The organism is Actinoplanes sp. G11-F43, assembly GCF_050589265.1.
Lineage (GTDB): Bacteria > Actinomycetota > Actinomycetes > Mycobacteriales > Micromonosporaceae > Actinoplanes.
In genome coordinates this window covers 144364-167324 of sequence record NZ_JBNZCE010000020.1, presented here as the reverse complement: position 1 = coordinate 167324, position 22961 = coordinate 144364, and the positions used below count along the sequence as shown (strand labels likewise).

Below are 22961 nucleotides of genomic sequence, written 5' to 3'. Positions count from 1 at the left end.
CGGGCGCTGGGCCACCGGCCGCCGGGCCGCCGGGCGCCGGGCCACCGGCCGCCGGGCCGCCGGGCGCCGGGCCACTGGCCGCCGGGCTACTGGCCGCCGGGCCACCGGCCGCCGGGCGCCGGGCGCTGGCCGCCGGGCGCTGGCCGCCGGGCGCTGGCCGCTGGCCGCTGGCCGCCGGGCGCTGGCCGCTGGCCGCTGGCCGCTGGCCGCTGGCCGCTGGCCGCTGGCCGCTGGGGAGAACGTTCTTTCTGGTGGGCTGATGCGGTTCCGGCGAGCATTCTTTGCTGGAAAGAACGTTCGTTCTGGTTCGCTTCCGCGCGCCCAGCGGATCCCTCCGGCGAAGGCTTTACGGCCCGTCGATCACAGCCACGGCACCGCTCCCCGGCGAATCGGCGACCGCTCAGAGCATTCCGCAGAGTTCCCGGCCACCAGTCGATCATCACGCGCGAGATTGATCAACAAACGGGATCTTGGTCGCTTTTCACCGAAATGATCCTTTTGATGGGCCACCTGGCCAGCGCGGAGTCAATTCCTCGCGCGAATGTCCGCCGCCCACCCCCATCCTGGCCGATCTTGGAGGATTTACCACCAGAAACGGTGGTAAATCATCCAAGATCTCTTGCTGAGCGAGGCGCCCGCGCGAGGGCTTGACCGCGAACGATCAGGCGACCGAGAAGTGGCTGAAAAAGGTGGCAAATCGTCCATATTTCAGCCGAATGGGCCAGCTCGGCGAATTGACCGCGAGCGATCCGATAGCTGCGGAGAACGCCCTTCAAGAATTTGTTCGCTCGAGACCGATCGCTGACAACTGCGCGCGACTCGATGACTGATCGTCGCCGCCGCGGCAGTGCCCGGCGACCCACCCGCACGGGTACGGCGGTGCGGCCCGACGACCGACGCGCACGGGTACGGCGGTGCAGCCGGGCGACCGACGCGCACGGGTACGGCGGTGCAGCCGGGCGACCGACGCGCACGGGTACGGCGGTGCAGCCCGACGACCGACGCGCACGGGTGCGGCGGTGCGGCCGGGTGACCGACGCGCACGGGTAGGGCGGTGCGGCCCGAATGCGGCCCAGGATCGACGGCTGCGGCTGCGACTGCGTCACAATAGTGTTTGTGTTGCGATGGTGTGTGAGACACAGTATTGTTCCTGGCATGACAATCGATGCGACGCTCTCCGGGCATCTGCAGGAGCTGCGGCGTGGGACGGTCGTTGTTGCCAGCCTCACCGTCCTGCGGGAGCCGGGGTATGGGTATTCGCTGCTGGAGACCCTGAGTGCGGCCGGGTTCGAGGTGGAGGCGAACACGCTCTACCCGCTGCTGCGGCGTCTGGAGACGCAAGGGCTGCTGACCAGTGAGTGGAACACCGATGAGGCCCGGCCACGGAAGTTCTACCGGACCACGCCTCAGGGGGACGCGATCGCCAGTGCGCTCCGTGGCGAGTGGGCTCGGCTCGACCAGGCGATCGGTGACCTGGGCGAGGTCGACGTGAGTGACGGGTCCGGGTGAGGGCCGGTGGCTACGGCACGAGCGATACGAGCCGCACAACCGACACCAGCGGCACAAGCAATACAGGCGGCACAGGCGGCACGACCAGTGAGGGGACCCCTGTCATGACGACGATCATCGACCGATATGTCTACACCGTGCTGCGGCGGGTTCCGGAGGGGCAGCGTTCCGACATCGAGCGGGAGCTGCGCACCTCCATCGAGGACGCGGTGGACGCGCGGGTCGACGGTGGACAGGAGCGGGCGGCGGCCGTCGAGGGGACTCTGCTGGAGCTGGGGGATCCGGATCGGCTGGCGGACGGGTACGCGGGGCGGCCCCGCTATCTGATCGGGCCGGAGTTCTACCCGATCTGGCGCCGGCTGCTGATGCTGATGGTGTCGACGGTTCTGCCGATCGCGGTGGTCGTCTCGGTGGCGATCCGGGTGCTGCAGGGCGCGACGTTCGGGGAGGTGGTCGGGGCCGCCGTCGGGTCGGCTCTCAACGTGGGCGCGCATCTGCTGTTCTGGACCACGCTGACGTTCGCACTGCTGGACCGGAGCGGGGTCGGGCGCAACGAGCTGCACGGGCGGCCGTGGACGCCGGCCGACCTGCCGCGGTACGAGCCGGGGTTCATGACTCCGGGGCAGCTCGCGGTGGCCGTGTCGTGGCCGGTGCTGCTGATCGTCGCCCTGGTGTCGCAGCAGTTCGCGTTCACGGTCGAGCCGGTGTTGGATCCGGCGAACTGGGCGTTCTGGTGGCCGTACGTAATCGTGGTTTTGATTCTTGAGGGTCTGTATGCGGTCTGGCTGTTCCGGCGGGGCGCCTGGGGGCACCCGGTGACCGCTGTGAACGCGGTGCTCGCGGTGCTGTTCGCCGGGCCGCTGGTGTGGCTGGCGGCGACCGGGCGGCTGTTCAACCCGGAGTTCGTCGCGACGCTGGACTGGGGCACCGCCGATCCGCTGCGCTGGCTGACCGTCGTCACCATCGTCGGCATCGTCGGCACCGCGCTGTGGGATGTGTTCGAGACGGCGCTGCGGACCGAGCGGGCCCGGCGTGGGCTGGCGACGCCGGTGCCGGGTTCCGGGCGGGAGTACAGCGCACCGCTGTCCTGACAGACGGGGGCCAGGGCGAGGCGAGTGGGCCGGAGAAACAGGCCGGCGAAGGTCTCAGCTCGGGGTGGGGGATGCCGATTCTCGCGGCACTGCCGAAGAAAGCGCTGCTGGAAAGCACAGTCGGAAGCACGGCTGGAAAGCACGGCTGACGAGCGCGACGACGGCAGTACCGGAGAACAGGCCTGGCAGGATGCCGGGCCGGATGGTCCGGAGACCGCACACGGACGAGCGGGAAGGACGAATCCCCCATGAGCAGAGTGGACCAGTTGGCGGTTCCCGAGCGGGAGGACCGGTGGAAACCGTCCAACCCGCTGCTGGAGAGCGTGATCAGGAAGTACATCGACGAGGCACGGCGAGAGGTCTGTGACACCACCGGCAGCTCCGCGACCCTGGCGGCCGGCGGCATGGTGCTGGTGACGTTCGGGATCATCCTGGCGGTGGGCACCGGTGAGCCGTTCCTCGCCATCATGGTGATGGCGGTCCTGGCGCTGGGCGGGCTGGCCTACACCGGGGTTCAGGCGCCGCCGCTGCGGGTGGACCCGCTGCAGATCCTGGCGCCGATGGGCGGGCCGGGCAACCTGCCGGCCGGCTACCTGGTGCACCCGCTGGCCTGGCAGTCGGGCCTCCCGGAATATCTGGTGGGCGTCCCGGAGCGGCGGCTGCGGATCGCGATCATGCTGTGCCGGGAGCACCCGGGCGCGGTGACCGATCTGCTGCGGCTGATCGAGCGGGCCGAGCGGCACGTGGCCGAGCACAAGCCGGGCCGGGACTTCAGCCCGGAGGGCCGGATGCACGAGGTGCAGAAGTTCGCCACCCGGATGGTCGAGCAGCAGGTCCGGCACGTGCCGGCGCTGACGCGCAGCTGATCACGGGGGCTGTGCTGTCCGCCAGTTACCGGTGTGTGAGCCAGACTCGGCGGGAAGAGGCCATGATGATGTCCATGATCACGACATGCGGGCGGTAACCGGTCGGATGGAACTCACACCGGGGCAGCAGGAGAGGATCCGCGCCCTTCTCGAGGAGGCGCTGCGGGAGGCCGGCCGCAGCGCTCTCGAACGGCACGACGCGGCGGCGGTCAGCGAGTTCGTCGCCGGCCGCCGCCGGGCGCTGGAGCGGATGTCACCCGGCGCCGCGCACGATCCCCAGGACGTGCTGGACCAGGACGGAGAGGGCGGCGGGGTCGGCGAGCAGGGCTGACACCCGCTCGTCGGGGGCCGGGCCGCCCCCGGGACCGTGGTCGATCTCGTCGGCGCCGGTGCCACCCAGGAAGAGGGTGGTGAGCACGTCGACGACGGTGAGCGTGGGGTCGTCGCCGCGGCGCAGCCGGTCGCGCAGGGCCAGGACGGCGATGCCGGCCAGGTCGGCGATCCGCGTCTCGACGACCTGGGCCGGATCGGTGGCGAGCAGCGGCCGGGGGTCACCGGCCCGCTCGCCGGGCGAGCCGCCGACCGGCGCGGTCTTGCGGCCGAGTGGCCGCTCGATGTTCCGCTCGAACCAGTCGGGGCGCCGCCGCATCACCGCGAGCACCCGGTCCACGTCGGCCCGCACCCGGGCGGGTGTGCTGCCCCGGTGGTCGCCGGTGAAGTCGGCCCGGTCACGGGTCCAGCTGTCCACCGGCCATTCGGTGGCGCCGACCCCGGCGGGCAGGCCCACCCAGGTCAAGATCTTCAGCGCCAGCTCCTCCAGCCACGGGTCGCCGAGGCCCTCGGCGAGGGCCCGGGTCATCCGCGGCCGCTGCTGGGCGCCCTGTTCGCCGCGCCGCCGGCGGTGGCCGTCGATGGCGGCGTTCTGGGCGCGCCGGGCGATCCAGCCCTCCAGATCGCTGATCGGTGTGGTGGCGGCCATCAGGTGGTCGATGACCGCTTCGAGATCGTCCTGGAAGCCGTCGAGGCAGGTGTCCTCCATCGAGTGCAGGCCGTGCCCGCAGGCGTTGTGGCCGCGGTTGCGGGCGACCCGGCGGGTGATCACGTCGTACACGATCGGGTATGCCACCTCGAAGGCGGCGGGGAGCAGACCGCGCCGCTCCTCGGCACTGAGCGCCCCGAGCAGCCCCCTCGCCGCCAGGTGACGCAGACGGGACCGGTCGGCGACCGCGCCGTCCCGCTGGCGCGGGATCCGTGGCCGCATCGCCGGTCCGGTGTTGGACCGTCCATGAGTGGGTGACGACACCTGATCGTCACTTTCAGTAACCCCATCCCCCCAGATCATCGACCCATCCTGGCGTGTGCCAATTCCGGATTGCGGCCCCTCAGTGGCCATGTTTCTGGCCGCCACGGTGGCCAGCCCGACGATGACAATCCGTAGTTTTCCGGAGTTGAGAGGACCGCGGGTGTGCTGGCCGACACAAATATGCACTACGGTCTGTCTGTTGTATAGCGACGGAACGTAGGACGAGGATCCCCCGATGCCCGACTCCGATCTGTACGAGGAGCTGAAGAAGCTCCGCCGAGGGCGGGGTGTCGACCGCCGTGACCTCGGCAGATACATCGGCCCGGAGATCCGCCGCCGCTGCCGCCTGGCCGCCGGGGAGAAGGAGATCCGGATCCGGCCGGCGGTGGTCGCGATGCTCGCCGATCTGACCGCCGGGCTCGCTCCCGATCTGCAGCGGGCGGCCCAGCTGGCGTTCGGGCTGGACCGGGATTTCCGGCTGGCCACCCTCGCCGACCGGGAGAGCCGTCTGGCCGATCTGCAACGGGTGTCGGTGCGGACCGCCCGGCGCCGGATGAACGACGCCCTCGCCGCGATGGCCCTGGCCGGTGACGACGCTCCGGAGCCGGCCGAGGGCCCGGCGGCCGGTTCGGGCTGGCGGGTGTCGTCGCTGCGGGCACTGTTCCGGCTGGACACCGGGACCCCCGAGTTGTACGAGATGCGCACGGTCACGGCCACCCGGGAGATCGACGAGATCACCATCCGGATCGGTCTGCCGGAGGCCCCGGCCGGGGTCGGCCCGCCGGAGGTGGACGTGCTGTTCGGCGCGCGGATCCGGGCGGTCGAGCACCGGGACGGCGGGAACAGCCAGAAGGTGGTGCTGGAGCTGCCGGAGCGGATGTTCCCCGGCGACGAGCACGAGCTGTGGCTGCGGGTGGTGCTGCCGCCGGGCCAGCCGACCTGGTCGCACTACGCGATCGTCCCGCTGGACCCGTGCGAGTCGGGGATGGTGCGGGTCCGGTTCGGGGCCGAGCCACCCAAGGAGGTGTGGCTGATCGACGAGGTGCCGTACCCGGATCTGGGTGAGCGCCCGGACGGCCGGCAGGTGCTCGAACCGTCCGCGCTGGGCGAGGTGGTCCGCGAGTTCCACGGGCTGCGTGAGGGCTACGGCTACGGCGTGGCCTGGACCGGACTGTCCGTCAGTTCCGGGCATGTGGAGCGATGAGGAGCTGACCGGCGACGAGGTGCTCGGTCATCACGTGCTGGCCCCGGCCGATGGTCGCGGCGGCCCGGACGGCGGCTGGAGCGGCGGCGTCCGGTGCGGTCACCCGCTGATCTACCCGGTGCCGGCGGCGGATCTGCCGGCCCCGTTGCGGGCCCGCGCCGGGGCCGGCACCCACCGGCATGTCGGCGCCCTGTTCGCCTTCGACCTGGATCCGCTGGATCCGGGCCGGCGTTACACCGCCGCCCGGTTCACCGTCACCCTGACCGGGGCCGGGCACCGGGCGGTCCGGGTGGACTCCGGCGGTGACGAGTTCGGCCTGCTGCCGTCCGGCCCGGCGTCCCCGGTGGCCGCGCTGGCCACCGCGGCGGCCCGGCCCGGGCTGCTGGCCCGGCTGGCCGGGCGCCGGGACTCGCCGCGGGTGTGGACGACGGGTGTGCAGACCCCGTCGTTCGGCTGGGGGTTCGAGGATCCGCGCGGCCGTCTGGTGCTGCCCCGGACGTATGCCATGCACGCCCTGCTGGAGATCCCGGCCACCGCCACCGAGGTGGCCGGGCGGCTGGCGGTGCGGGTGGAGACGTCCGGCGCCCGGGGCCGGCAGGCGGCCGAGCTGTCCGAGGGGGCCGGGTTCACCGAGCCGGTCCGCCCGGCCGCCACCCCGGCCGGCGCGGCGGTGCGGTTGTGCATGGCCGCCGACGTGGTCGGCTACAGCCGGCGCGGCAGTGCCGAGACCGAGCTGCTGCAGCACGATCTGGTGGAGGTGCTGGGCCGGGCCCGCCGGGCGGCCGGGATCGGCGACGGCCTGGTCAGCCCGCAGCCGCAGGGCGACGGCCAGTTCACCGTGCTGCCGGTCGGCATCGACGAGGCCGCGGTGATCCCGGCGCTGCTGCGGGAGCTGGGTGAGCGGCTGGCCGAGCGGGACCGGGACCGCCCGCCCCAGGAGTCGATGCGGCTGCGGGTGGCGCTGCACCGGGGCCTGGTGAAGGAGAGCGTGAACGGCTGGGTCGGCACCGCGGCGATCGCCGTGCACCGGCTGCTGGACAGCCCTCCGCTGCGGGCCGCGGTCAGCGACAACCCGGCCGCGGTGTACGCGCTGGGCGTCCCGGACGTGCTCTACCGGGATGTGATCGTGCACGCCGTGCAGCCGCCGGTGGCGGCCGACTTCCGGGAGATGACCGTGGAGCTGCCGGAGAAGGACTTCGTCGAGCGCGGCTGGATCCACGTCGGCCCCGGAGTGCGGCGGTGACGGTGTTCGCCCTGCTCGTCGGGATCGACGAGTACCGGGCGGTCCCCGGCCTGCGCGGCTGTGTCAACGACGTGGAGGCGGTCGCCGCCCATCTGAACGCCACCGTGGAACACGTGTCCGCGCTGGTCCTGACGAACGGCCGGGCCACCCGGGCGGCGATCGTCGCCGCGATCCGGGAGCACCTGGGCCGGGCCGGGCGGCACGACACCGCACTGTTCTGGTTCAGCGGCCACGGCTCGGACGCGGACGCCCCGGACTGGGTGGGCGGGCTGGAACCGGCCCGGCGGGTGCAGACGCTGGTCTGCGCGGACAGCCGGGCCGGTGGGGTGCCGGATCTATGGGACAAGGAGCTGGCGGTGCTGCTCGACGAGGTGGCCGCGCGCGGTCCGCACGTCACGGTGGTGCTGGACAGCTGCCACTCCGACGGGGCCAGCCGCGGTCCCCGGCTGCCGCCGACCGCGCTGACCCGGGCGGTGGGCGAGGCCGGTGCGCGCGATCCGGGCTCGTTCCTGCCCGGCACGATCGAGCGGGCGGCGGCCGTACCGCCGATGGGGTGGGTGGAACTGGCCGCCTGCCACTCGTTCGAGACGGCGCGGGAGATGCTCGTCGACGGCCGGGTCCGGCACGGGGTGTTCACCTGGTCGCTGCTGCGGGCGCTGCGCCGGCTGGGGGCGGCGGCGAGCTACGCGGCGCTGCTGGACGCGGCGCGCACCGAGGTGGACCGGTACAGCTTCCAGTCCCCGCAGGCCCGGCCGCGGGACTCGCCCCGGCTGGACGAGACCTTCCTGGGCGCCGGTCCGGCCCGGCGTGACGGCGACGGGATCCGGATGCGGTACACCGGGGAGGGCTGGACGATCGACGCCGGTGCGGTGCACGGCGTGCCACCGGGCGACGGGGCCCGGGTCGGCGTGCACGGCGAGGCCGCCGGGCGGGAGGCCGAGATCATCGCGGTACGGCCGGAGCAGAGCCTGGTCGAGCCGGTGTCCCCGTGGTGGCCGGACCGGGACGAACAGTTCCGGGTGGTGCTGACGTCGGTGCCGCTGCCGCCGGCCACGGTGGCGCTGACCGTGGCCGATCCCGGGCTGCGGGACACGCTGAGCACGGCGATCGCCGCCTCGCCGCTGCTGCGGCCGATGCCCGCGGACGGCACCGGCGTCCCCGGCCTGTGGGTGACCGCGGCGCACGGCCGGCTGGAGATCGCCGACCAGCACGGTGACCTGCTGGAGGAGCGGGAGCTCCGCGGCCGGTACGCGGTCACCGAGGCGGTCGTCTGCCTGGAGCACATCGCCCGCTGGCGGCGGACCTGGGAGCTGACCAACGAGACGTCCCGGCTGCGGGCGCCGGTCGGCATCGAGATCGTGGACGCCGGGACCGGGCTTGCGCTGGCCCCCGACGACCGGGGCGAGTATGTCGCCCGCTACCGGCCGGGCGGGCACCTGTGGGAGCCGCCGCGGGTGCGGATGCGGCTGCGCAACCACAGTGGTCTCGCGCTCTGGTGTGTACTGCTCGACCTGACCGCCCGCTTCCAGGTGCACTCGGACCTGTTCCCGGGGGATTTCCTCGCGCCCGGCGCCACCGCGGACTGCCTGGACGGGCGCGTGATCTCCGCGTCCCTGCCGCCCGGCTCCCGGATCGAGCCGGGCGCGTCCACCCGGGACCGGCTCAAGCTGGTCGTGGCCGAGCAGCAGTTCAGTGCCCGCCCGTTCCACCAGCCGCGGCTGGGCCGGCGGCCGGGAGCCGAGCGCGGGTTCCCGGGCTCGGCCCCGCACCGGGACCTGACCGACGCCGACCTGCCCACCGGGTACGACTGGACCACGGGCGAGGCGGTGTTCCGTACCGAGGTCCCGCTCTAGGTCCTCGTTCGTGTGCCGAGCTGTGGCTCGATTCGAGCCACAGCTCGGCACACAGAGGCTAGATCCACTCGGCCTTGTCGGTGAGGGCGCGCAGTCCGGCCGCGTCCAGCACGGTGATCCGGCGGTACCCGGTCCTGACCAGGCCGGCCCGGCGCAGGTCGCGCAGCGCCCGCTGGACGGTGTCCTCGCGGGCGCCGATCAGCGACGCCAGCTCGGTCTGGCTCAGCACGACCCGGATCAGCAGGCCGTCGCCGACCGCCTCGCCGCAGCTGGTGGCGATGTCGAGCAGCACCCGGCCGAGCCGCACCTGCACCGGGAACGCGGTGAACTCGGTGCGCCGCCGGTTGGCCCACAGCAGCCGCCTGCTGACCGCGACGGTGAGCTGGGCGGACACCTGCGGATGGACGCTCAGGAAGCGCAGGAAGGCGGCCTGCCGGATCACCGTGGAGACCACGTCGCCGCAGGTGGTGACGGTGGCGATGCGGCCGTTGCCGGTGAACGCGCCGTGCTCGCCGACCAGGTCGCCGGGCAGCCGGATGGCGAGCAGCCGGGAGGTGCCGCCGACCGTGGTGGTCACCTTGACGTGGCCCTGCCGGATCACCTCGACCTGGGTGTCCTGGCGTCCCTCGACGAGCAGGTGCCGGCCGCCGGGCACCTTGCGGGTGGTGCCGAGTGCCAGCAGCTCCTCCCGTTCGGCGTCGCTGAGCAGGGTCAGGAAGGAACCCGGAGCCCAGGCCGGCTCACCCGCACGCACCATGTCCCCATTGGACCGTCCCGGAGGCGGAGAGCGCAATCGATGATCCGGAATGCCCGAACTCGGAGAAATCCGGATTCGGTACGGCCGGGATGCGATCGGATCGGGTCATGGAATCACACCGGTAGCACTTCATCAGTCCCGTTCCCCAACCATCTCCAGGACCGCCGTCACGATCCGGTCGATCCGGGCCGGCTCGGTGAGCCCGCCGATGATCCCGTCCAGCGGGTCGGCCACCACGTGCGGCATCTGGTCGAGGGTCCCGGAGAAGGCCCCGCCGAAGATGGTCCGGATCACCTCCACCACCACCGTCTCCGGCGGCTCCCCGCGGCGGACCCGGGCGGCGATCGCCCGGACCGCGGCGCCGGCCAGATCGGACAGCTCGGCGTCGGCCCGGTCCGCGGCGGCGGCCGGTGGCGGCGGCACCAGCGGCTCGCCGTAGATGTCGGTGGCCATCGCGACCATCGGCGGCCGTTTGGCGCCGAGCGGGCGCTCCACGTACGACTCGTACCATCGCGGGCGCCCGCGCATCACCGCCAGCACCTGTTCGATCTCGCGGCTGACGGTGGCCGGGTCGCTGCCCGCCCAGTCGCCGGTGACCAGGCCGCGTTTCTGCGCCCAGGAGTCGGCCGGCCACAGCTGCTCGCCGGCCGTGCCGGTGGTGCCGACCCAGGTCAGGATGTCGGTGGCGAGCGCGGTCAGCCACGGGTCCCGGCCCAGCCCGGTGGCCAGCCAGCCGGGCAGCCGGGGCCGTTGCAGGGCGCCGCGCTCGCCGCGGCGGCGGCGGTGGGCGTTCACGGTGGCCGCGTTGAGCCGGGTGGTGATCCAGGCCTCCAGCTGCCGGATCGGCTGCCGGGCGTGGCTGAGCAGGTCGTCGACGACCGCCTCGACGTCGTCGTGGAACCGGTCCAGGCATTCGTCGGCCAGGCTGCCGACCCCGGTGGCGCAGACCGTGTGCCCGCGCTGCCGCTCGAACCGGCAGGTGACCCGGGTGAACACGATCGGCCACACCAGCTCGTAGGCGGCGGCGACCAGGCCGATGCGCTCCGGGCCGCCCGCCGCCGAGGCGAGCCGGCCTTCGGCGGCGAGGTCACGCAGCAGCGACAGGCCACCGGATCGCGCCACCGGGCTGAGCGAGATGACCACCGGGGACTCCTTCGACGTACCGTGGCCGGGCTTCGGTGGTTGAAGCTTGCTCTTGGCGGGCCTCCGCCGGGGAGACGCCGGGCGCAGGCCGGACCGTCCGAGGAGCGATTCGGCATGATCGGCGGAGAGCGTCCCGGTGGACAGTCGACCCATTCCGGCTATCGGCCGGTGATCGTCCGTCAGATACCGGCGTGAATACGAGGTTCGTTCTCGCGCTGGTCCTGCCGGCCGTCCTCCTGCCCGCACCGGCGCACGCGGCGCCGGCCCCGACGCTGGATCAGATCTACACCGCCCTGAACGTCGACACCGTGCCGTCCGACCACGTGCTGCTGGTGGACGTGTCCGGTGCGGTGGACGGCGACCGGTACCCCGCGGTGCGCCGGAACGTGACCGCCTATCTGGACGCCCTGTCCCCGGACGACTTCGTCACGCTGATCCCGTTCGACGGCACGGCGCGGGCCACCACCCGGCAGGTCGGCCGGACACCGGAGACGGCCGGCACCGGGCTGCCGGCCACGGCGGGCGGCCCGCACACCGACATCGGCGCGGCGTTGCGCGCGGCGATCCGGGCGCTCGGCCGGCCCGGCGCTCCCCCGCTGGCCACCGTGGTGCTGCTGACCGGTGGCCCACACGCGCCGGGGCCGGGCAGCGCCTTCCCGCAAGCCCGCGGGGAGGCCTGGGACACCCTCACCGAGCAGGCCGCCGCCCTGGACAAGACGTCGCTGGCGGCGTACGCGGTGCCGCTGTCCGGCCGGGCCGGCGCCGCCCAGCTGACCAGGGTCTTCCCGGCCGCGGCGGTGCTGCCGGCCGCCGGTGAGCTGAGCGCGCGGCTGGCCCGGCCGGTCGCGGAGGCCCGCCTGGCCAAGGCCCGCGGCCTGCTGGCCGAGGAGATCACCCTGCCGGTCCGGGTCTCCTGGCCGGTCACCGCGCCCGGTCCGGGACGGACCACCGTGCCGGTACGGGTGGAGTCGCCGATGCCGCACGTGCCGCTGACCCTGGCCGACGTGGTGGTGACCGGGGACACCCCGGACGTGTCGGTGAGTGTGCCGGCCGGGCCGGTCGAGCTGCCCCCGGGCCGGGAGATCACCCTGCCGGTGCGGGTCGACTGGGATCCCGGGCCGGTCTCGTTCGCCCCGCGCCGGATCGTGCGGGACCGGGTCACGCTGCGGCTGTCCGCGACGGTGACCTCAGCCTGGTCCCCGGTGCTGACCGGCGCGCTCGGCCTGACCCCACGGTTCGCGCTGGCCGGCGCCCCGGCGGAACGGGACCTGTCGGCCCAGCGCGGCAGCCTGTGGCGGTGGATCGCGGTCGCCGTCGGGTTGCTGCTGCTCACCGGGCTGGTGCTGGGCCGGCGGTTCGGTCAGCGGGGGTCGTCGTAGCCCTCGTCGGCGCGTTCCCGGCGCAGGTACGCCTCGGCCCGCCGCGCCTGCGGACCGGTCTCGGCGGCCAGTCCCGCGTACATGCCGGCGATCTGCTCGTGGGAGCGGCCGGGCGGCAGCAGCGGGACCGCCGGGTCGACCGCCGCCTCGATCACCACCGGCCGGTCCGCGGCCAGCGCCTCGTCCCATGCCTTGCCGGCCGCGTCCGGCTCGGTGACCCGGATGCCGCGCAGGCCGAGGAGTTCGGCGTACCCGGCGTAGGGCACCGCGGGCAGGTCCTGGGAGGCGGGGAAACGGGGCTCGCCCTCGGTCTCGCGCTGCTCCCAGCTCACCTCGGCCAGATCCCGGTTGTCCAGCACGCAGATCACGAACCTCGGGTCGGCCCAGTCCCGCCACCGGGCGGCCACCGTGACCAGCTCGGCGAGCCCGGTCATCTGCATGGCCCCGTCCCCGGTGAGCACCACGACCGGCCGGTCCGGGGCGGCGAGCTTGGCGGCCAGCCCGTACGGCAGCCCGCATCCCATCGACGCGAGGGTGCTGGACAGGTGGGCCGGCACGGTCTCCGGCAGGCGCAGGTGCCGGGCGTACCAGTAGACGACCGAGCCGACGTCCACGGCCACCCGCGCGCCGGCCGGCAGCCGTTCGGACAGCGACCGGACCACGTGCTGCGGGTTGACCGGTTCGGCGGCCGCGGCGGCCCGTGCCCCGGCGATCTCGTGCCACCGGCGGACCGACCCGGCCACCCGGTCCGCCCAGGCGCCCGGCGCACGCTTCGGGATCAGGGCGAGCAGGGCGCGGACCGTCTCGGCGGCGTCCCCGAGCAGTGGCACCTCGACCGGGTAGCGGATGCCGAGGCGCCGCCCGTCGACGTCGATCTGCACGGCCCGCGCCTGGCCCGGCGCCGGGTAGAACTCGGTCCACGGATCGTTGGTGCCGATCAGCAGCAGCGTGTCGCAGTGCCGCATCAGCTCCTCGCTGGCCGTCGTGCCGAGATGCCCCATCACCCCGGTGTGGTACGGCAGACCCTCGTCCAGCACCGGTTTGCCCAGCAGTGAGGCGGTCACTCCGGCGCCGAGGCGTTCGGCCAGCTCACGGATCTCGGCGCGGGCGCCGTACGCCCCCTGCCCCACCATGATCGCCACCCGCTCGCCGGAGGTGAGCAGATCGGCCGCGGCCCGCAGGTCCTCCTCCCGGGGGATCACCCGGGCCGGGCGCAGCCCCGGGCTGGTCACCAGGACACCGTGCTCGTGCGCCGACGGGTCCGGCGCCGGGGCGGCCTGCACGTCGTGCGGCAGGATCACGCAGGTCGGGCTCCGGGTCGCCACCGCGGTCCGGAACGCCCGGTCGAGCAGCATCGGCACCTGCTCGGCGGTGGCGGCGGACTGCACGAACTGGGCGCACACGTCGCCGAAGAGCCGGACCAGGTCGATCTCCTGCTGGTAGGCGCTGCCCAGCACGCTGGTGACCTGCTGGCCGACCACCGCGACCACCGGCTGCGAGTCGAGCCGGGCGTCGTAGAGCCCGTTGAGCAGGTGCACCGCGCCCGGCCCCTGGGTGGACAGGCAGACGCCGGTGCCGCCGGTGTACTTGGCGTGCCCGACCGCCATGAACGCGGCCGTCTCCTCGTGCCGGGCCTGCACGAAGGCCGGCTCACCGGCCCGGCGCAGCGCCCCGATCACCGGGTCGATGCCGTCGCCGGAGTACCCGAAGACCCGGTCCACGCCCCACGCCGAGAGCCGTTCCACCACCACGTCCGCAACCGTTCGCCGCTCCATGGGGTGCTGCGTGCCCGCGCTCGGGGTGGTCAAACGGGATGGGCCGGAACCGGCTGGTCCACACCGGCGCGGTCCAGGCGGTCCAGCAGCCAGGCGGTCATCGCCTCGGGCGGCTGCGGGCGGGCGATGCCGAACCCCTGGGCCAGGTCGCAGCCGTACGACCGGAGCCGCTCGAAGATCTCCTGATCCTCCACTCCCTCGGCGACGATCCGCATGCCGAGGGAGTGGGCCAGGCCGACGGTGCTCCGCACGATCGCGGCACTGCGCGGGTCGGTGCCGCAGCGCATCACGAAACTCCGGTCCAGTTTCAGGTCGTCGACCGGCAGCACCTGCAGATAGGCGAGGCTGGAGTACCCGGTGCCGTAGTCGTCGACGGCGATCCGCAGGCCCATGTCCCGCAGCCGGCCCAGCTGGGTGAGCGCGGTGTCGGCGTCGGTCATCAGCACACTCTCGGTCACCTCCAGCTCGATCGCCGTGATCGGCAGGCCGTGCCGCAGCAGCAGCGCCGACACCTGGTCCGGGAAACACTCGTCCCGCAGGTTCGACACCGACAGGTTGACCGCCACCGGCACCACCAGGCCCCGGTCGTGCCAGATCCGGCTCTGCCGGCAGGCCAGCTCCAGCACCTCCGCGGTGATCCGGCCCATCAGGTCGGCGCTCTCCGCGGTGTAGAGGAACGAATCCGGGTAGATCAGCCCGCGCTCCGGATGCTGCCAGCGGACCAGCGCCTCCATCCCGGCCACCCGGGCGCCGTCGTCCACCGTCACCTTCGGCTGGTAGTGCAGCACCAGCTCGTCCCGGTCCAGGCCGGTGCGCAACTCCTCCAGCATGGTGAGCCGGGCCTTCGCGTGATCGTCCAGGCCGGTCGCGAACACCGGGCCGGCGCCGTGGCCGTTCTTCGCCGCGTACATCGCCACGTCGGCGCGGCGCAGCAGGGTGGACCGGTCGGCGCCGTCGTCCGGGTACACCGCGATGCCGATGCTGGCGTCCACGTGCAGATCGACCTCCGGCAGCACGAACGGCTCCCGCAGCGTCCGCAGCACCCCGGCCACGATCCGGGCCGCGTCCTGGCCGCCCGACCCCGGCATGACCAGCCCGAACTCGTCGCCGCCCAGCCGGGCCAGCAGCACCCCGGCGCCGAGCGACTCCCGCAGCCGGGCGCCGACCAGCCGCAGCAGGCTGTCCCCGACGTCGTGGCCGAAGCTGTCGTTGACCTCCTTGAACCGGTCCAGATCGAGGTACGCGACGGCCAGCCGGGCGCCCGGCCCGGACTCGGCCAGCTCCGATTCCAGCCGTTCGATGAACGACCGGCGGTTGGCCAGGCCGGTCAGCTCGTCGGTCCGGGCCTGCCGCCGGGCGGCGCCCAGAGCCTCCGCGGTACGCACACTGGCCAGCATCCGCACGATCGCCGCGGTCACCGCCGTCGCCGCCAGCACACTCGTGATCCGGTCCACGTCGTGCGCGGTCAGCGCCGCCCACATCAGCACACCCAGGCAGACCACCGCCAGACCGGCCGGCACCGCGGTGCTCAGCCAGATGTCCGGCCGCCCGGACCGGGCCCCGGTCAGCGGCTGGCCGGCGGCCAGCGCCAGCAGTGCCAGCCCGGCGATCCACAGCGCGTCCAGCGTCGACGGCACCGGATCCAGGCCCTGCCAGAGCATCACCATGCTGGCCGTGTCCAAGGCCGCGAACAGCCCCATCCCGCCGATCAGCAGCACCGTCGCCCGGTCCGCCCGCCAGCCGCACAACGCCCAGGCACCGAGCAGGCAGCCGGTCACCGCGATGTCGCTGAGCGGGTAGGCGGCGTTGACGATCACCCCGAGCACGGTGCTGTGCGCGGCCGGTTCCACCGCGGCCAGCACCGGGATCGACACCAGCGCGGACACCGCGGTCGTGGCGATCATCCCGTCCAGCCCGGCCGGCACGCTCATCGCCGGCAGCCGGTGCCGCAGGAACAGCACCAGGGCGATCGCGAACGCCGGATAGAACGCCAGCCACAGCGCGTCCGCCGGGGTGACCAGCGGTTCCGGGTCGAGCGGGCGGACCAGGGCGTACCAGTACACGTTGCCCGCGCCGTAGGAGAGCATCCCGGCGGCGAGGAAACCCCAGGCCAGCCGGACCGGGCGGGGGGACCGGCGGGCACGGGCCGCGGTGATCAGGCCGGGCAGCAGGTAACAGACGTTGTGGAGCAGCCCGGCGAACATCGTCCCGCCGACCGCCGAACCCAGATCGGTGAGCACGCACACCACCGTCTGGACGGCGAGGAGGGCGGCCAGCAGCCACCACGCCGCTCGCTCGCGGCGCGTCATCCCCGCGAGAAGAGAACCGGCCCCCACCTCCGACCTATCGGAGCCGCCCAGCCGATCTTGAGCGGATGGCCCCGGCTCCCTTCCACCGCGTGCCGCGTTCCGGCGCGGTCCGCACCACAGCGCGGCACGCTGACCGCGAAACTAGCACGCGTGGCCACCCACGGTCCGCACCGCACCGCAACGCGGCACGCGGACCCGGCCCAGCGTGGGCGCGGGGCGTGTGGTTACTTCCGGCGCGATTCGCGCCGGAAGTCGGCACGCGGGGTTGATCTCGGGCGGCACGGGCCGGGTGTCGCGGGGCGGACCACCACGTCCAGCTGTTGGTGAGCCGGCAGCCGGGTGCCCAGGGAGGCCATGTGCAGGGCGGCCACCACCTCGGCCGTCTCGCCGCCGGGCAGGGTGATCCGGGAACCCGGGGGCGCGACCGTGTCCGGTGGGCACAGCACCGTGGTGCCCGCGTCATGCCGTGCGATCACACACGGGCCGATCGGAACCGGGCGCCGGCCGGGCGCCTCCACCCGCAGCGAGCACGGCTCCTCGACGTGGTTCAGGGCGAATTCGAGCCAGTTCACGCCCCAAGATTGCCCCGTGCCCGGCGGTTCAATCGTCATGGCAGGATCGCCGGATGCCGTACCTGTCCGTTTCCGGCGGCCCACGACCGCACTACGACCAGGTCGGGGACGGCCCACCGCTGATCGTGCTGCCCGGCGGCCCCGGCATGGACGTGCGCTACCTGGGTGATCTCGGCGGTCTGTCGGCGACCCGGCGGCTGATCCGGCTCGACGCCCGGGGCGGGGGCCGTTCCGAGGTCCCGGCCGATCCGGCGGCGGTGTCGTTCCGCGCGCAGGCCGAGGACGTCGAGGCGCTGCGCCGGCATCTCGGGCTGGCGACGATCGATCTGCTGGCCCACTCGGCCGGGACGCTGACCGCCCAGGAGTACGCGGTGACCAGGCCCGCCCGGGTGCGCCGGCTGATTCTGGTCACCCCGATCGGGCGGGCCGGGCGCGACATCGACCCGGACGAGCTGGCGGAGATCCGGGGCCGCCGGTCCGGTGAACCCTGGTATCCGGCGGCCGCCGCCGCGCGGGGCCCGTTCGCGCAGGCGCTGACCGCGGCGTTCCACTGGCACCGGTGGACACCCGAACACCGGCGGGAGTACGTGCCCGCGCACGTCAACCCGCACCCCTGGTACCGGGAGGCGTTCTATGCCGGGCCGGCCACCCCGGGACCGGTGCGGGCGCCGGTCCTGGTGCTGGCCGGCGCCTCGGACGGGATGATCGGCACCGCGGGGGCCCGGGCGGTGGCCGCCGCCCACCCGGACACCCGGCTGACGGTGATGACGGAGTCCGGGCACCGGCCGTGGACCGAGCAGCCCGCGCTGTTCCGCGAGCTGGTCGGCGGTTTCCTGGACGCCACCGGCCCCTGAGCCCGGCGCCGGGCACAGGACCGGCGCCGGCGGCGTGGGTCAGGAAGTGGCGGTGCGGTCCAGCTCGGCGAAGAGGCCCAGCCACAGTTCGCTGCGGGTCGGGAAGGCCGGGACCGCGTGCCGCAACCGGGACAGCGGCACCTCCCCGACGATCGCGATGGTGGCCGCGTGCAGGAAGTCGGCCACCTCGGCGCCGGTGACGGTGAACCCGGCCAGCACACCCCGGTCCTCGTCGACCAGGAACCGCGCGGTGCCGCCGGAGCCCCCGGTGAACGAGCCGCCCGCGTTGCCGTCGGTCGGCACGTCGACCGCCCGCACCCGCAGGCCGGCCGCCGCCGCGGTGGCGGTGGTGTGCCCGGCCGCCGCCACCTGCGGGTCGGTGAAGATCACCCGGGGGGCGCCGGGGCCGTCCGCCGGGTGCTCCGCCGCGATCGGCGTGCCCAGCACGTCGGCCGCCGCGACCAGCGCCTGGTACTTGGCCATGTGGGTGAACAGGGCCCGCCCGTTCAGGTCGCCGATCGCGTAGAGCCAGTCGCTGCCGGGCACCCGCATCCGCTCGTCCACCTTCACGAACCCGGACGTCTCCAGGCCCAGGTCCGCCGAGTTCGGCCGGCGGCCGGCCGCCACCAGCACCTCGGCCGCGGTGACCGTGTCGCCGCCTTCCAGGGTCACGGTCACCCGGCCGTCGTCGTCGCGCTGGACCCGCACCGCCCGCTGCCCCTGCCGGACGTCCACACCGCGGGCCCGCAGCGCGTCGCCGACCTGCTGCCCGGCGAAGTCCTCCTCCCGGGGCAGCAGCCCGCTGGCGCTCGCGATCAGGGTGACCCGGCTGCCCAGCGACTGCCAGGCCTGGCTCATCTCCACGCCGACCACACCGGCGCCGATCACGATCAGCGACTCGGGGACCTCCCCCGCGGTGGTCACCTCCCGGTTGGTCCACGGGCGGGCGCCGGCCAGCCCGTCGATGTCCGGGATCGCCGCGCTGGAGCCGCCGGCCAGGATCACCGCCCGCCGGACCTCGATGATCTCGTCGCCGACCGCCACCCGCCGGTCCCCGGCCAGGCGGCCCCGGCCCCGGATCAGGTGCACCCCACGGGACTCCAGCCAGGGCAGCTGGCCCGCGTCGTCGAGCCCGCCGATCAGCTCGTCCCGGTGCCGCAGCACGGCCGGCACGTCGAGCGGGCCGGTCACCGCACCGGCGACGCCGGCGGTCCGCTGCGCCTCGGCCAGCAAGGCGCCCGGCCGGAGCAGGGCCTTCGACGGGATGCACGCGTAGTACGAGCACTCCCCGCCGACCTTGTCCGCCTCCACGATCGCCACGTCCAGCCCGGCCTCGGCGAGCCGGCCGGCCGCCACCTCGCCGCCGGGTCCGGCCCCGATCACCACCACGTCGAAAGTTCGCATGGGGACATGCTGCCCGGTCCCGCTCCGCGGGGCGCACCCGAGCCGGTGGCCGAGGTCAGATCGTGTGCCGGTCAACGGCTCGATTCGAGCCGTTGACCGGCACACGAACCGGGACCACCGCATTCGCCCGGCGGTCGCCGGGCGGTCCGGGCCACCGCGGACGTCGCGCGGTGGTCACGGGACCGTTGGGTGTGGCGTACCGGAAAGGCTGTCAAACGGGCGCGGACCGTAACGTCGGCGGCAACATGAAGGTGACGGTCTCCTCGGTGACGCGGTGTTCGGTGACCCGGTCCGGGCGCAAGGCGGTGATCACCTCGTCGACCAGGTGCGGCGGTGCGGAGGCGCCGGCGGTCAGGCCCACCGTGGCCACGCCCTCCAGCCACTCCGGGCGGATCTCGCCGGCGTCCTCGATCAGGTGGGCGGGGGCGCCGTGGCGGCGGGCCACCTCGACCAGGCGGACCGAGTTGGACGAGTTCGCCGAGCCGACCACCAGGACCAGATCGCAGGCCTCGGCGATGGCGATCACCGCCTCCTGGCGGTTGGTGGTGGCGTAGCAGATGTCGTCGGGTCCGGAGATGCCGGGATACCGGGATTTCAGCGTGCCGATGATCTCGCGGGTCTCGTCGGCGGCGAGCGTGGTCTGGGTGAGGTAGGAGATCCGTTCGCCGGACACCTCCAGCGCACCGGCCGACGCCACGTCCTCGACCAGGTGGATGCCCGGCACCTGGCCGAGGGTGCCCTCCACCTCGTCGTGCCCGGCATGACCGATGAGCAGGACGGTGTCGCCGCGGTTCGCGAACCGGCGGGCCTCGGCGTGCACCTTGGCCACCAGTGGGCAGGTCGCGTCGATCACGTCGAGATTCCGGCGGGCGGCCTCGGCGCGGACCGCGGGGGCCACACCGTGGGCGGAGAAGACGACGACCGCGCCGTCCGGAACGGTGTCCAGTTCGTCGACGAAGATCACGCCACGGGCTTCCAGGCCGGCCACCACGTGGGCGTTGTGGACGATCTGGCGGCGCACGTAGACGGGTGGACCGTGCAGGCTCAGGGCCTGGTCGACCATGTCGACGGCGCGTTCGACTCCGGCGCAGAACGAGCGGGGAGCGGCGAGCAGGACTTCCATGATCTCGGAGCTTAGGTCGAAGACTTCAGTTATCTGCAAAAACCGGGAAACAAGGCTTGACCTGGGATAAAACGGGCTAGACGGAAGCCTCATTAAGGATGAAACGTGACTAGTTCAGTTAAGCCTGTTGAGACCAGAGAGCAACAGGACCACCAGCAACGGCAGAGCCTCAGCACCGCCGCCGCCCGGAACCTGGCGCACACCACCAAGTCCGTCCCGCAGATGCAGGAGATCTCCTCCCGGTGGCTGCTGCGCAAGCTGCCCTGGGTCCAGGTCGGCGGCGGCACCTACCGGGTGAACCGGCGGATGACCTACCGGCTCGGCGACGGCCGGCTCACCTTCACCAACACCGGCGCGGCCGTGCACGTCGTCCCGGCCGAACTGCGCGAGATCGCGGTGCTCGCCGGCATCGACGACGAAGAGCTGCTGGCCGGGATCGCCGACCGGTTCGTCCAGCGCGAGTACGAGCCCGGCCAGGTGATCGTCGAGTTCGGTTCGGTCGCCGAGAACCTGTACCTGATCGCGCACGGCAAGGTGGACAAGGTCGGGGTCGGCGCGTACGGCGACCCGGTCAGCATCGGGGTGCTCGCCGACGGCGAGAAGTTCGGTGAACGGGTGCTGGTCGCCGACGAGTCGATCTGGGAGTACACCGCCAAGGCGATGACCGCGGTGACCATGCTGGAACTGCCCCGCTCCGCCTTCTCCGAACTGGTCGAACGCAGCGAGACCCTGAGCCGGCACGTCGACGGGTTCCGGGACAAGAGCCGCAAGCCGCAGAACAAGCACGGCGAGGCGGAGATCGCGGTCGCCGCCGGGCACTCCGGTGAACCCGTCCTGGCCGGCACCTACGTCGACTACGAGACCAGTCCCCGCGAGTACGAGCTGAGCGTCGCGCAGACCGTCCTGCGCGTGCACACCCGGGTAGCCGACCTCTACAACGAGCCGATGAACCAGATGGAGCAGCAGCTCCGCCTGACCGTCGAGGCGCTGCGCGAACGCCAGGAGTACGAGCTCATCAACAACCGTGAGTTCGGCCTGCTGCACAACGCCGACCTGCGGCAGCGCATCCACACCCGGGGCGGCCCGCCCACCCCCGACGACTTCGACGAGCTGCTCAGCATGCGGCGCAGCACCGCGTTCTTCCTGGCCCACCCGCAGGCCATCGCCGCGTTCGGGCGGGAGTGCACCAAGCGGGGCATCTATCCGCCGACGGTCAGCATGGACGGCCACACCGTACCGTCCTGGCGGGGTGTGCCGATCCTGCCCAGCGGCAAGATCCCGATCAGCCACACGCACACCACGTCGATCATGGCGATGCGGATCGGTGAGTCGAACCAGGGTGTGATCGGGCTGCACCAGACCGGGATCCCGGACGAGTACCAGCCCGGACTCAACGTGCGGTTCATGGGCATCAGCGAGCAGGCGATCATGTCGTACCTGGTCAGCGCCTATTATTCGGCGGCGGTGCTGGTGCCGGACGCGCTCGGCATCCTCGATCACGTCGAGCTGTCGCACTGATGTCGGTCCTCGGTGATGTCCGGTTCGCGCCGCCGCCCGATCTGCGCAGTCTGGTGCCCGGGCTGGGGATGTCGGCATTGCGGGCGTTCCAGCCTCGACACCCCGATGATCAGCTCTTCTGCCCGGACGCGATCCGGGATGACCCCGGTCTCGGTGACCTGGTGGACGACATGGTGGTCGAGTGGGCACGACATGTCGGGATTTATGATGGCAGATTGGACAAGCTGCGGTCGTACGGGTTCGGCCGCTACATGATGCTCGCCCACCCGGCCTGCAACGACCCGGACCGGCTGCTGATGGCCACCAAATGCCTGGTCGCCGAATGGGCCACCGACGACTACTACGTCGACGAGATCGAACTGGGCGCCGACCCGCGCGTGGTGGGCTCCCGGCTGGCCCGGCTGCTGCACACCGTCGACCCGGCCCGGATGGTGCCGCGGTACGCCGCCGACATGGACGAATACCACCGGATGCAGCCGATCTCGGAGGCGTTCCGGTCGGCCGTCGAACACCTCACCCGCTACACCACCACCGCCCAGCTGGGCCGGTTCCAGCACCAGATGGCGATCCTCTTCCTGGCGTGGACGCAGGAGGCGGACTGGCACGTCAACCGGCGCAAGCCCCCGGTGTGGGAGTACCTGGTGCAGCGGCACCTCAACAGCTACCTGCCGCCGATGATCCTGATCGACGTGCTGGCCGGCTACGAGCTGCCGGCGCACGAGTTCTACCACCCGGAGGTACGCCGGGCCTTCACCACCGCCGGCAACGCCGCCGTGCTCGTCAACGACCTGCACTCCGGCCCGGCCGAATCGGACGACGACCACAACCTGCCCCGGGTGCTCGCCCGGGAGGAGGGCCTGACCCACGAACAGGCCGTCGCCAAGACCGTCGAGATCCACAACGAGCTGATGCACACCTACGTCGAGCTGGCCACCCGGCTCAGCGCCGTCGGCTCCCCGAGCCTGCGGCGGTTCCTCGCCGACACCTGGGCCTGGGTGGGCGGCAGCCGCCGGTGGCACGCGACCACCGGACGTTACAACAAGACCAACGGGAGTTGA

20 protein-coding genes are annotated in these 22961 nt (G+C 73.0%); 12 read left to right on the top strand and 8 right to left on the bottom strand.

The features are described from left to right. From ACQ0O7_RS24795 to ACQ0O7_RS24775, 5 genes are all read left to right on the top strand, one after another. A partial coding sequence (locus tag ACQ0O7_RS24795; protein WP_430784740.1) for a hypothetical protein occupies positions 1-260 on the top strand: 260 nt, incomplete at its 5' end. An 895-nt stretch (positions 261-1155) separates the two neighbouring features. Then, positions 1156-1509, top strand: coding sequence for a PadR family transcriptional regulator (locus ACQ0O7_RS24790; RefSeq protein WP_430784738.1), 354 nt, complete (start codon positions 1156-1158; stop codon positions 1507-1509). 104 nt (positions 1510-1613) lie between these two features. Next, complete coding sequence (locus tag ACQ0O7_RS24785) at positions 1614-2600, top strand: permease prefix domain 1-containing protein (protein ID WP_430784736.1); 987 nt, start codon at positions 1614-1616, stop codon at positions 2598-2600. A gap of 248 nt (positions 2601-2848) precedes the next feature. After that, on the top strand, positions 2849-3466 hold the full coding sequence (locus tag ACQ0O7_RS24780) for a hypothetical protein (protein ID WP_430784734.1): 618 nt from the start codon (positions 2849-2851) through the stop codon (positions 3464-3466). An 85-nt stretch (positions 3467-3551) separates the two neighbouring features. Beyond that, positions 3552-3797, top strand: a complete 246-nt coding sequence (locus tag ACQ0O7_RS24775) for a hypothetical protein (protein WP_430784732.1) — start codon at positions 3552-3554, stop codon at positions 3795-3797. Here the strand turns inward: ACQ0O7_RS24775 and ACQ0O7_RS24770 are convergent. Beyond that, positions 3720-4727 (bottom strand): hypothetical protein, encoded by a 1008-nt coding sequence (locus tag ACQ0O7_RS24770; protein ID WP_430784730.1) that lies wholly within the window; start codon positions 4725-4727, stop codon positions 3720-3722. The two genes, ACQ0O7_RS24775 and ACQ0O7_RS24770, sit on opposite strands and share 78 nt — an antisense overlap. Before the next feature lie 277 nt (positions 4728-5004). On the opposite strand from ACQ0O7_RS24770, the gene ACQ0O7_RS24765 reads away from it, so the two are divergent. The 3 genes from ACQ0O7_RS24765 to ACQ0O7_RS24755 are packed head-to-tail and all read left to right on the top strand — an operon-like array spanning position 5005 to position 9069. After that, positions 5005-5973 (top strand): hypothetical protein, encoded by a 969-nt coding sequence (locus ACQ0O7_RS24765; RefSeq protein WP_430784728.1) that lies wholly within the window; start codon positions 5005-5007, stop codon positions 5971-5973. Then, positions 5960-7216 carry a hypothetical protein gene (locus tag ACQ0O7_RS24760; RefSeq protein WP_430784726.1) on the top strand — a complete coding sequence of 419 codons (1257 nt, stop codon included), beginning with the start codon at positions 5960-5962 and terminating at the stop codon, positions 7214-7216. Before ACQ0O7_RS24765 ends, ACQ0O7_RS24760 begins: the two co-directional genes overlap by 14 nt. Further along, complete coding sequence (locus ACQ0O7_RS24755) at positions 7213-9069, top strand: caspase family protein (protein WP_430784724.1); 1857 nt, start codon at positions 7213-7215, stop codon at positions 9067-9069. Before ACQ0O7_RS24760 ends, ACQ0O7_RS24755 begins: the two co-directional genes overlap by 4 nt. Before the next feature lie 58 nt (positions 9070-9127). Here the strand turns inward: ACQ0O7_RS24755 and ACQ0O7_RS24750 are convergent, their stop codons facing one another. Both ACQ0O7_RS24750 and ACQ0O7_RS24745 read right to left on the bottom strand, forming a co-directional pair. Continuing rightward, on the bottom strand, positions 9128-9826 hold the full coding sequence (locus ACQ0O7_RS24750; RefSeq protein ID WP_430784722.1) for a Crp/Fnr family transcriptional regulator: 699 nt from the start codon (positions 9824-9826) through the stop codon (positions 9128-9130). Positions 9827-9958: 132 nt separating this feature from the next. Then, the gene (locus ACQ0O7_RS24745) at positions 9959-10969 is read right to left on the bottom strand and encodes a hypothetical protein (protein WP_430784720.1); all 1011 of its coding nucleotides are present in this window, start codon (positions 10967-10969) and stop codon (positions 9959-9961) included. 191 nt (positions 10970-11160) lie between these two features. Between ACQ0O7_RS24745 and ACQ0O7_RS24740 the strand changes: the two genes are divergently transcribed. After that, entirely contained in the window at positions 11161-12348 is a 1188-nt protein-coding gene (locus ACQ0O7_RS24740) for a hypothetical protein (protein ID WP_430784718.1), read from the top strand. Here the strand turns inward: ACQ0O7_RS24740 and ACQ0O7_RS24735 are convergent. The 3 genes from ACQ0O7_RS24735 to ACQ0O7_RS24725 all read right to left on the bottom strand — a co-directional run bounded on the left by ACQ0O7_RS24735 (position 12330) and on the right by ACQ0O7_RS24725 (position 17004). After that, positions 12330-14123, bottom strand: a complete 1794-nt coding sequence (locus ACQ0O7_RS24735; protein WP_430784716.1) for a thiamine pyrophosphate-requiring protein — start codon at positions 14121-14123, stop codon at positions 12330-12332. The two genes, ACQ0O7_RS24740 and ACQ0O7_RS24735, sit on opposite strands and share 19 nt — an antisense overlap. A 29-nt stretch (positions 14124-14152) precedes the next feature. After that, a complete protein-coding gene (locus ACQ0O7_RS24730) occupies positions 14153-16432 on the bottom strand; it encodes a putative bifunctional diguanylate cyclase/phosphodiesterase (RefSeq protein ID WP_430784714.1) in 2280 nt (759 codons plus the stop codon). Positions 16433-16656: 224 nt separating this feature from the next. After that, entirely contained in the window at positions 16657-17004 is a 348-nt protein-coding gene (locus tag ACQ0O7_RS24725; protein WP_430784712.1) for a hypothetical protein, read from the bottom strand. A 53-nt stretch (positions 17005-17057) separates the two neighbouring features. Here ACQ0O7_RS24725 and ACQ0O7_RS24720 point away from each other — a divergent pair, with 53 nt between their 5' ends. Beyond that, on the top strand, positions 17058-17858 hold the full coding sequence (locus ACQ0O7_RS24720) for an alpha/beta fold hydrolase (RefSeq protein WP_430784710.1): 801 nt from the start codon (positions 17058-17060) through the stop codon (positions 17856-17858). A 39-nt stretch (positions 17859-17897) separates the two neighbouring features. On the opposite strand, the gene ACQ0O7_RS24715 is transcribed toward ACQ0O7_RS24720, so the two are convergent. Both ACQ0O7_RS24715 and ispH read right to left on the bottom strand, forming a co-directional pair. Next, the gene (locus ACQ0O7_RS24715; RefSeq protein ID WP_430784708.1) at positions 17898-19262 is read right to left on the bottom strand and encodes a dihydrolipoyl dehydrogenase family protein; all 1365 of its coding nucleotides are present in this window, start codon (positions 19260-19262) and stop codon (positions 17898-17900) included. A gap of 211 nt (positions 19263-19473) precedes the next feature. Further along, positions 19474-20385, bottom strand: coding sequence for a 4-hydroxy-3-methylbut-2-enyl diphosphate reductase (ispH, locus tag ACQ0O7_RS24710; RefSeq protein WP_430784706.1), 912 nt, complete (start codon positions 20383-20385; stop codon positions 19474-19476). Positions 20386-20490: 105 nt separating this feature from the next. Here ispH and ACQ0O7_RS24705 point away from each other — a divergent pair, with 105 nt between their 5' ends. Both ACQ0O7_RS24705 and ACQ0O7_RS24700 read left to right on the top strand, forming a co-directional pair. Beyond that, a complete protein-coding gene (locus tag ACQ0O7_RS24705) occupies positions 20491-21903 on the top strand; it encodes a family 2B encapsulin nanocompartment shell protein (protein ID WP_430784704.1) in 1413 nt (470 codons plus the stop codon). Beyond that, on the top strand, positions 21903-22961 hold the full coding sequence (locus tag ACQ0O7_RS24700; protein WP_430784702.1) for a family 2 encapsulin nanocompartment cargo protein terpene cyclase: 1059 nt from the start codon (positions 21903-21905) through the stop codon (positions 22959-22961). Before ACQ0O7_RS24705 ends, ACQ0O7_RS24700 begins: the two co-directional genes overlap by 1 nt.

What these genes read in the sequence shown, in the direction of transcription:
- ACQ0O7_RS24775 (WP_430784732.1), top strand. Translation starts at nt 3,552, where the DNA reads ATGCGGGCGGTAACCGGTCGGATGGAACTCACACCGGGGCAGCAGGAG.
- ACQ0O7_RS24760 (WP_430784726.1), top strand. Translation starts at nt 5,960, where the DNA reads ATGTGGAGCGATGAGGAGCTGACCGGCGACGAGGTGCTCGGTCATCAC.
- ACQ0O7_RS24715 (WP_430784708.1), bottom strand. Translation starts at nt 19,262, where the DNA reads ATGCGAACTTTCGACGTGGTGGTGATCGGGGCCGGACCCGGCGGCGAG.
- ACQ0O7_RS24730 (WP_430784714.1), bottom strand. Translation starts at nt 16,432, where the DNA reads ATGACGCGCCGCGAGCGAGCGGCGTGGTGGCTGCTGGCCGCCCTCCTC.
- ACQ0O7_RS24700 (WP_430784702.1), top strand. Translation starts at nt 21,903, where the DNA reads ATGTCGGTCCTCGGTGATGTCCGGTTCGCGCCGCCGCCCGATCTGCGC.
- ACQ0O7_RS24735 (WP_430784716.1), bottom strand. Translation starts at nt 14,123, where the DNA reads ATGGAGCGGCGAACGGTTGCGGACGTGGTGGTGGAACGGCTCTCGGCG.
- ACQ0O7_RS24720 (WP_430784710.1), top strand. Translation starts at nt 17,058, where the DNA reads ATGCCGTACCTGTCCGTTTCCGGCGGCCCACGACCGCACTACGACCAG.
- ACQ0O7_RS24765 (WP_430784728.1), top strand. Translation starts at nt 5,005, where the DNA reads ATGCCCGACTCCGATCTGTACGAGGAGCTGAAGAAGCTCCGCCGAGGG.
- ACQ0O7_RS24750 (WP_430784722.1), bottom strand. Translation starts at nt 9,826, where the DNA reads ATGGTGCGTGCGGGTGAGCCGGCCTGGGCTCCGGGTTCCTTCCTGACC.
- ispH (WP_430784706.1), bottom strand. Translation starts at nt 20,385, where the DNA reads ATGGAAGTCCTGCTCGCCGCTCCCCGCTCGTTCTGCGCCGGAGTCGAA.
- ACQ0O7_RS24785 (WP_430784736.1), top strand. Translation starts at nt 1,614, where the DNA reads ATGACGACGATCATCGACCGATATGTCTACACCGTGCTGCGGCGGGTT.
- ACQ0O7_RS24790 (WP_430784738.1), top strand. Translation starts at nt 1,156, where the DNA reads ATGACAATCGATGCGACGCTCTCCGGGCATCTGCAGGAGCTGCGGCGT.
- ACQ0O7_RS24770 (WP_430784730.1), bottom strand. Translation starts at nt 4,727, where the DNA reads ATGCGGCCACGGATCCCGCGCCAGCGGGACGGCGCGGTCGCCGACCGG.
- ACQ0O7_RS24780 (WP_430784734.1), top strand. Translation starts at nt 2,849, where the DNA reads ATGAGCAGAGTGGACCAGTTGGCGGTTCCCGAGCGGGAGGACCGGTGG.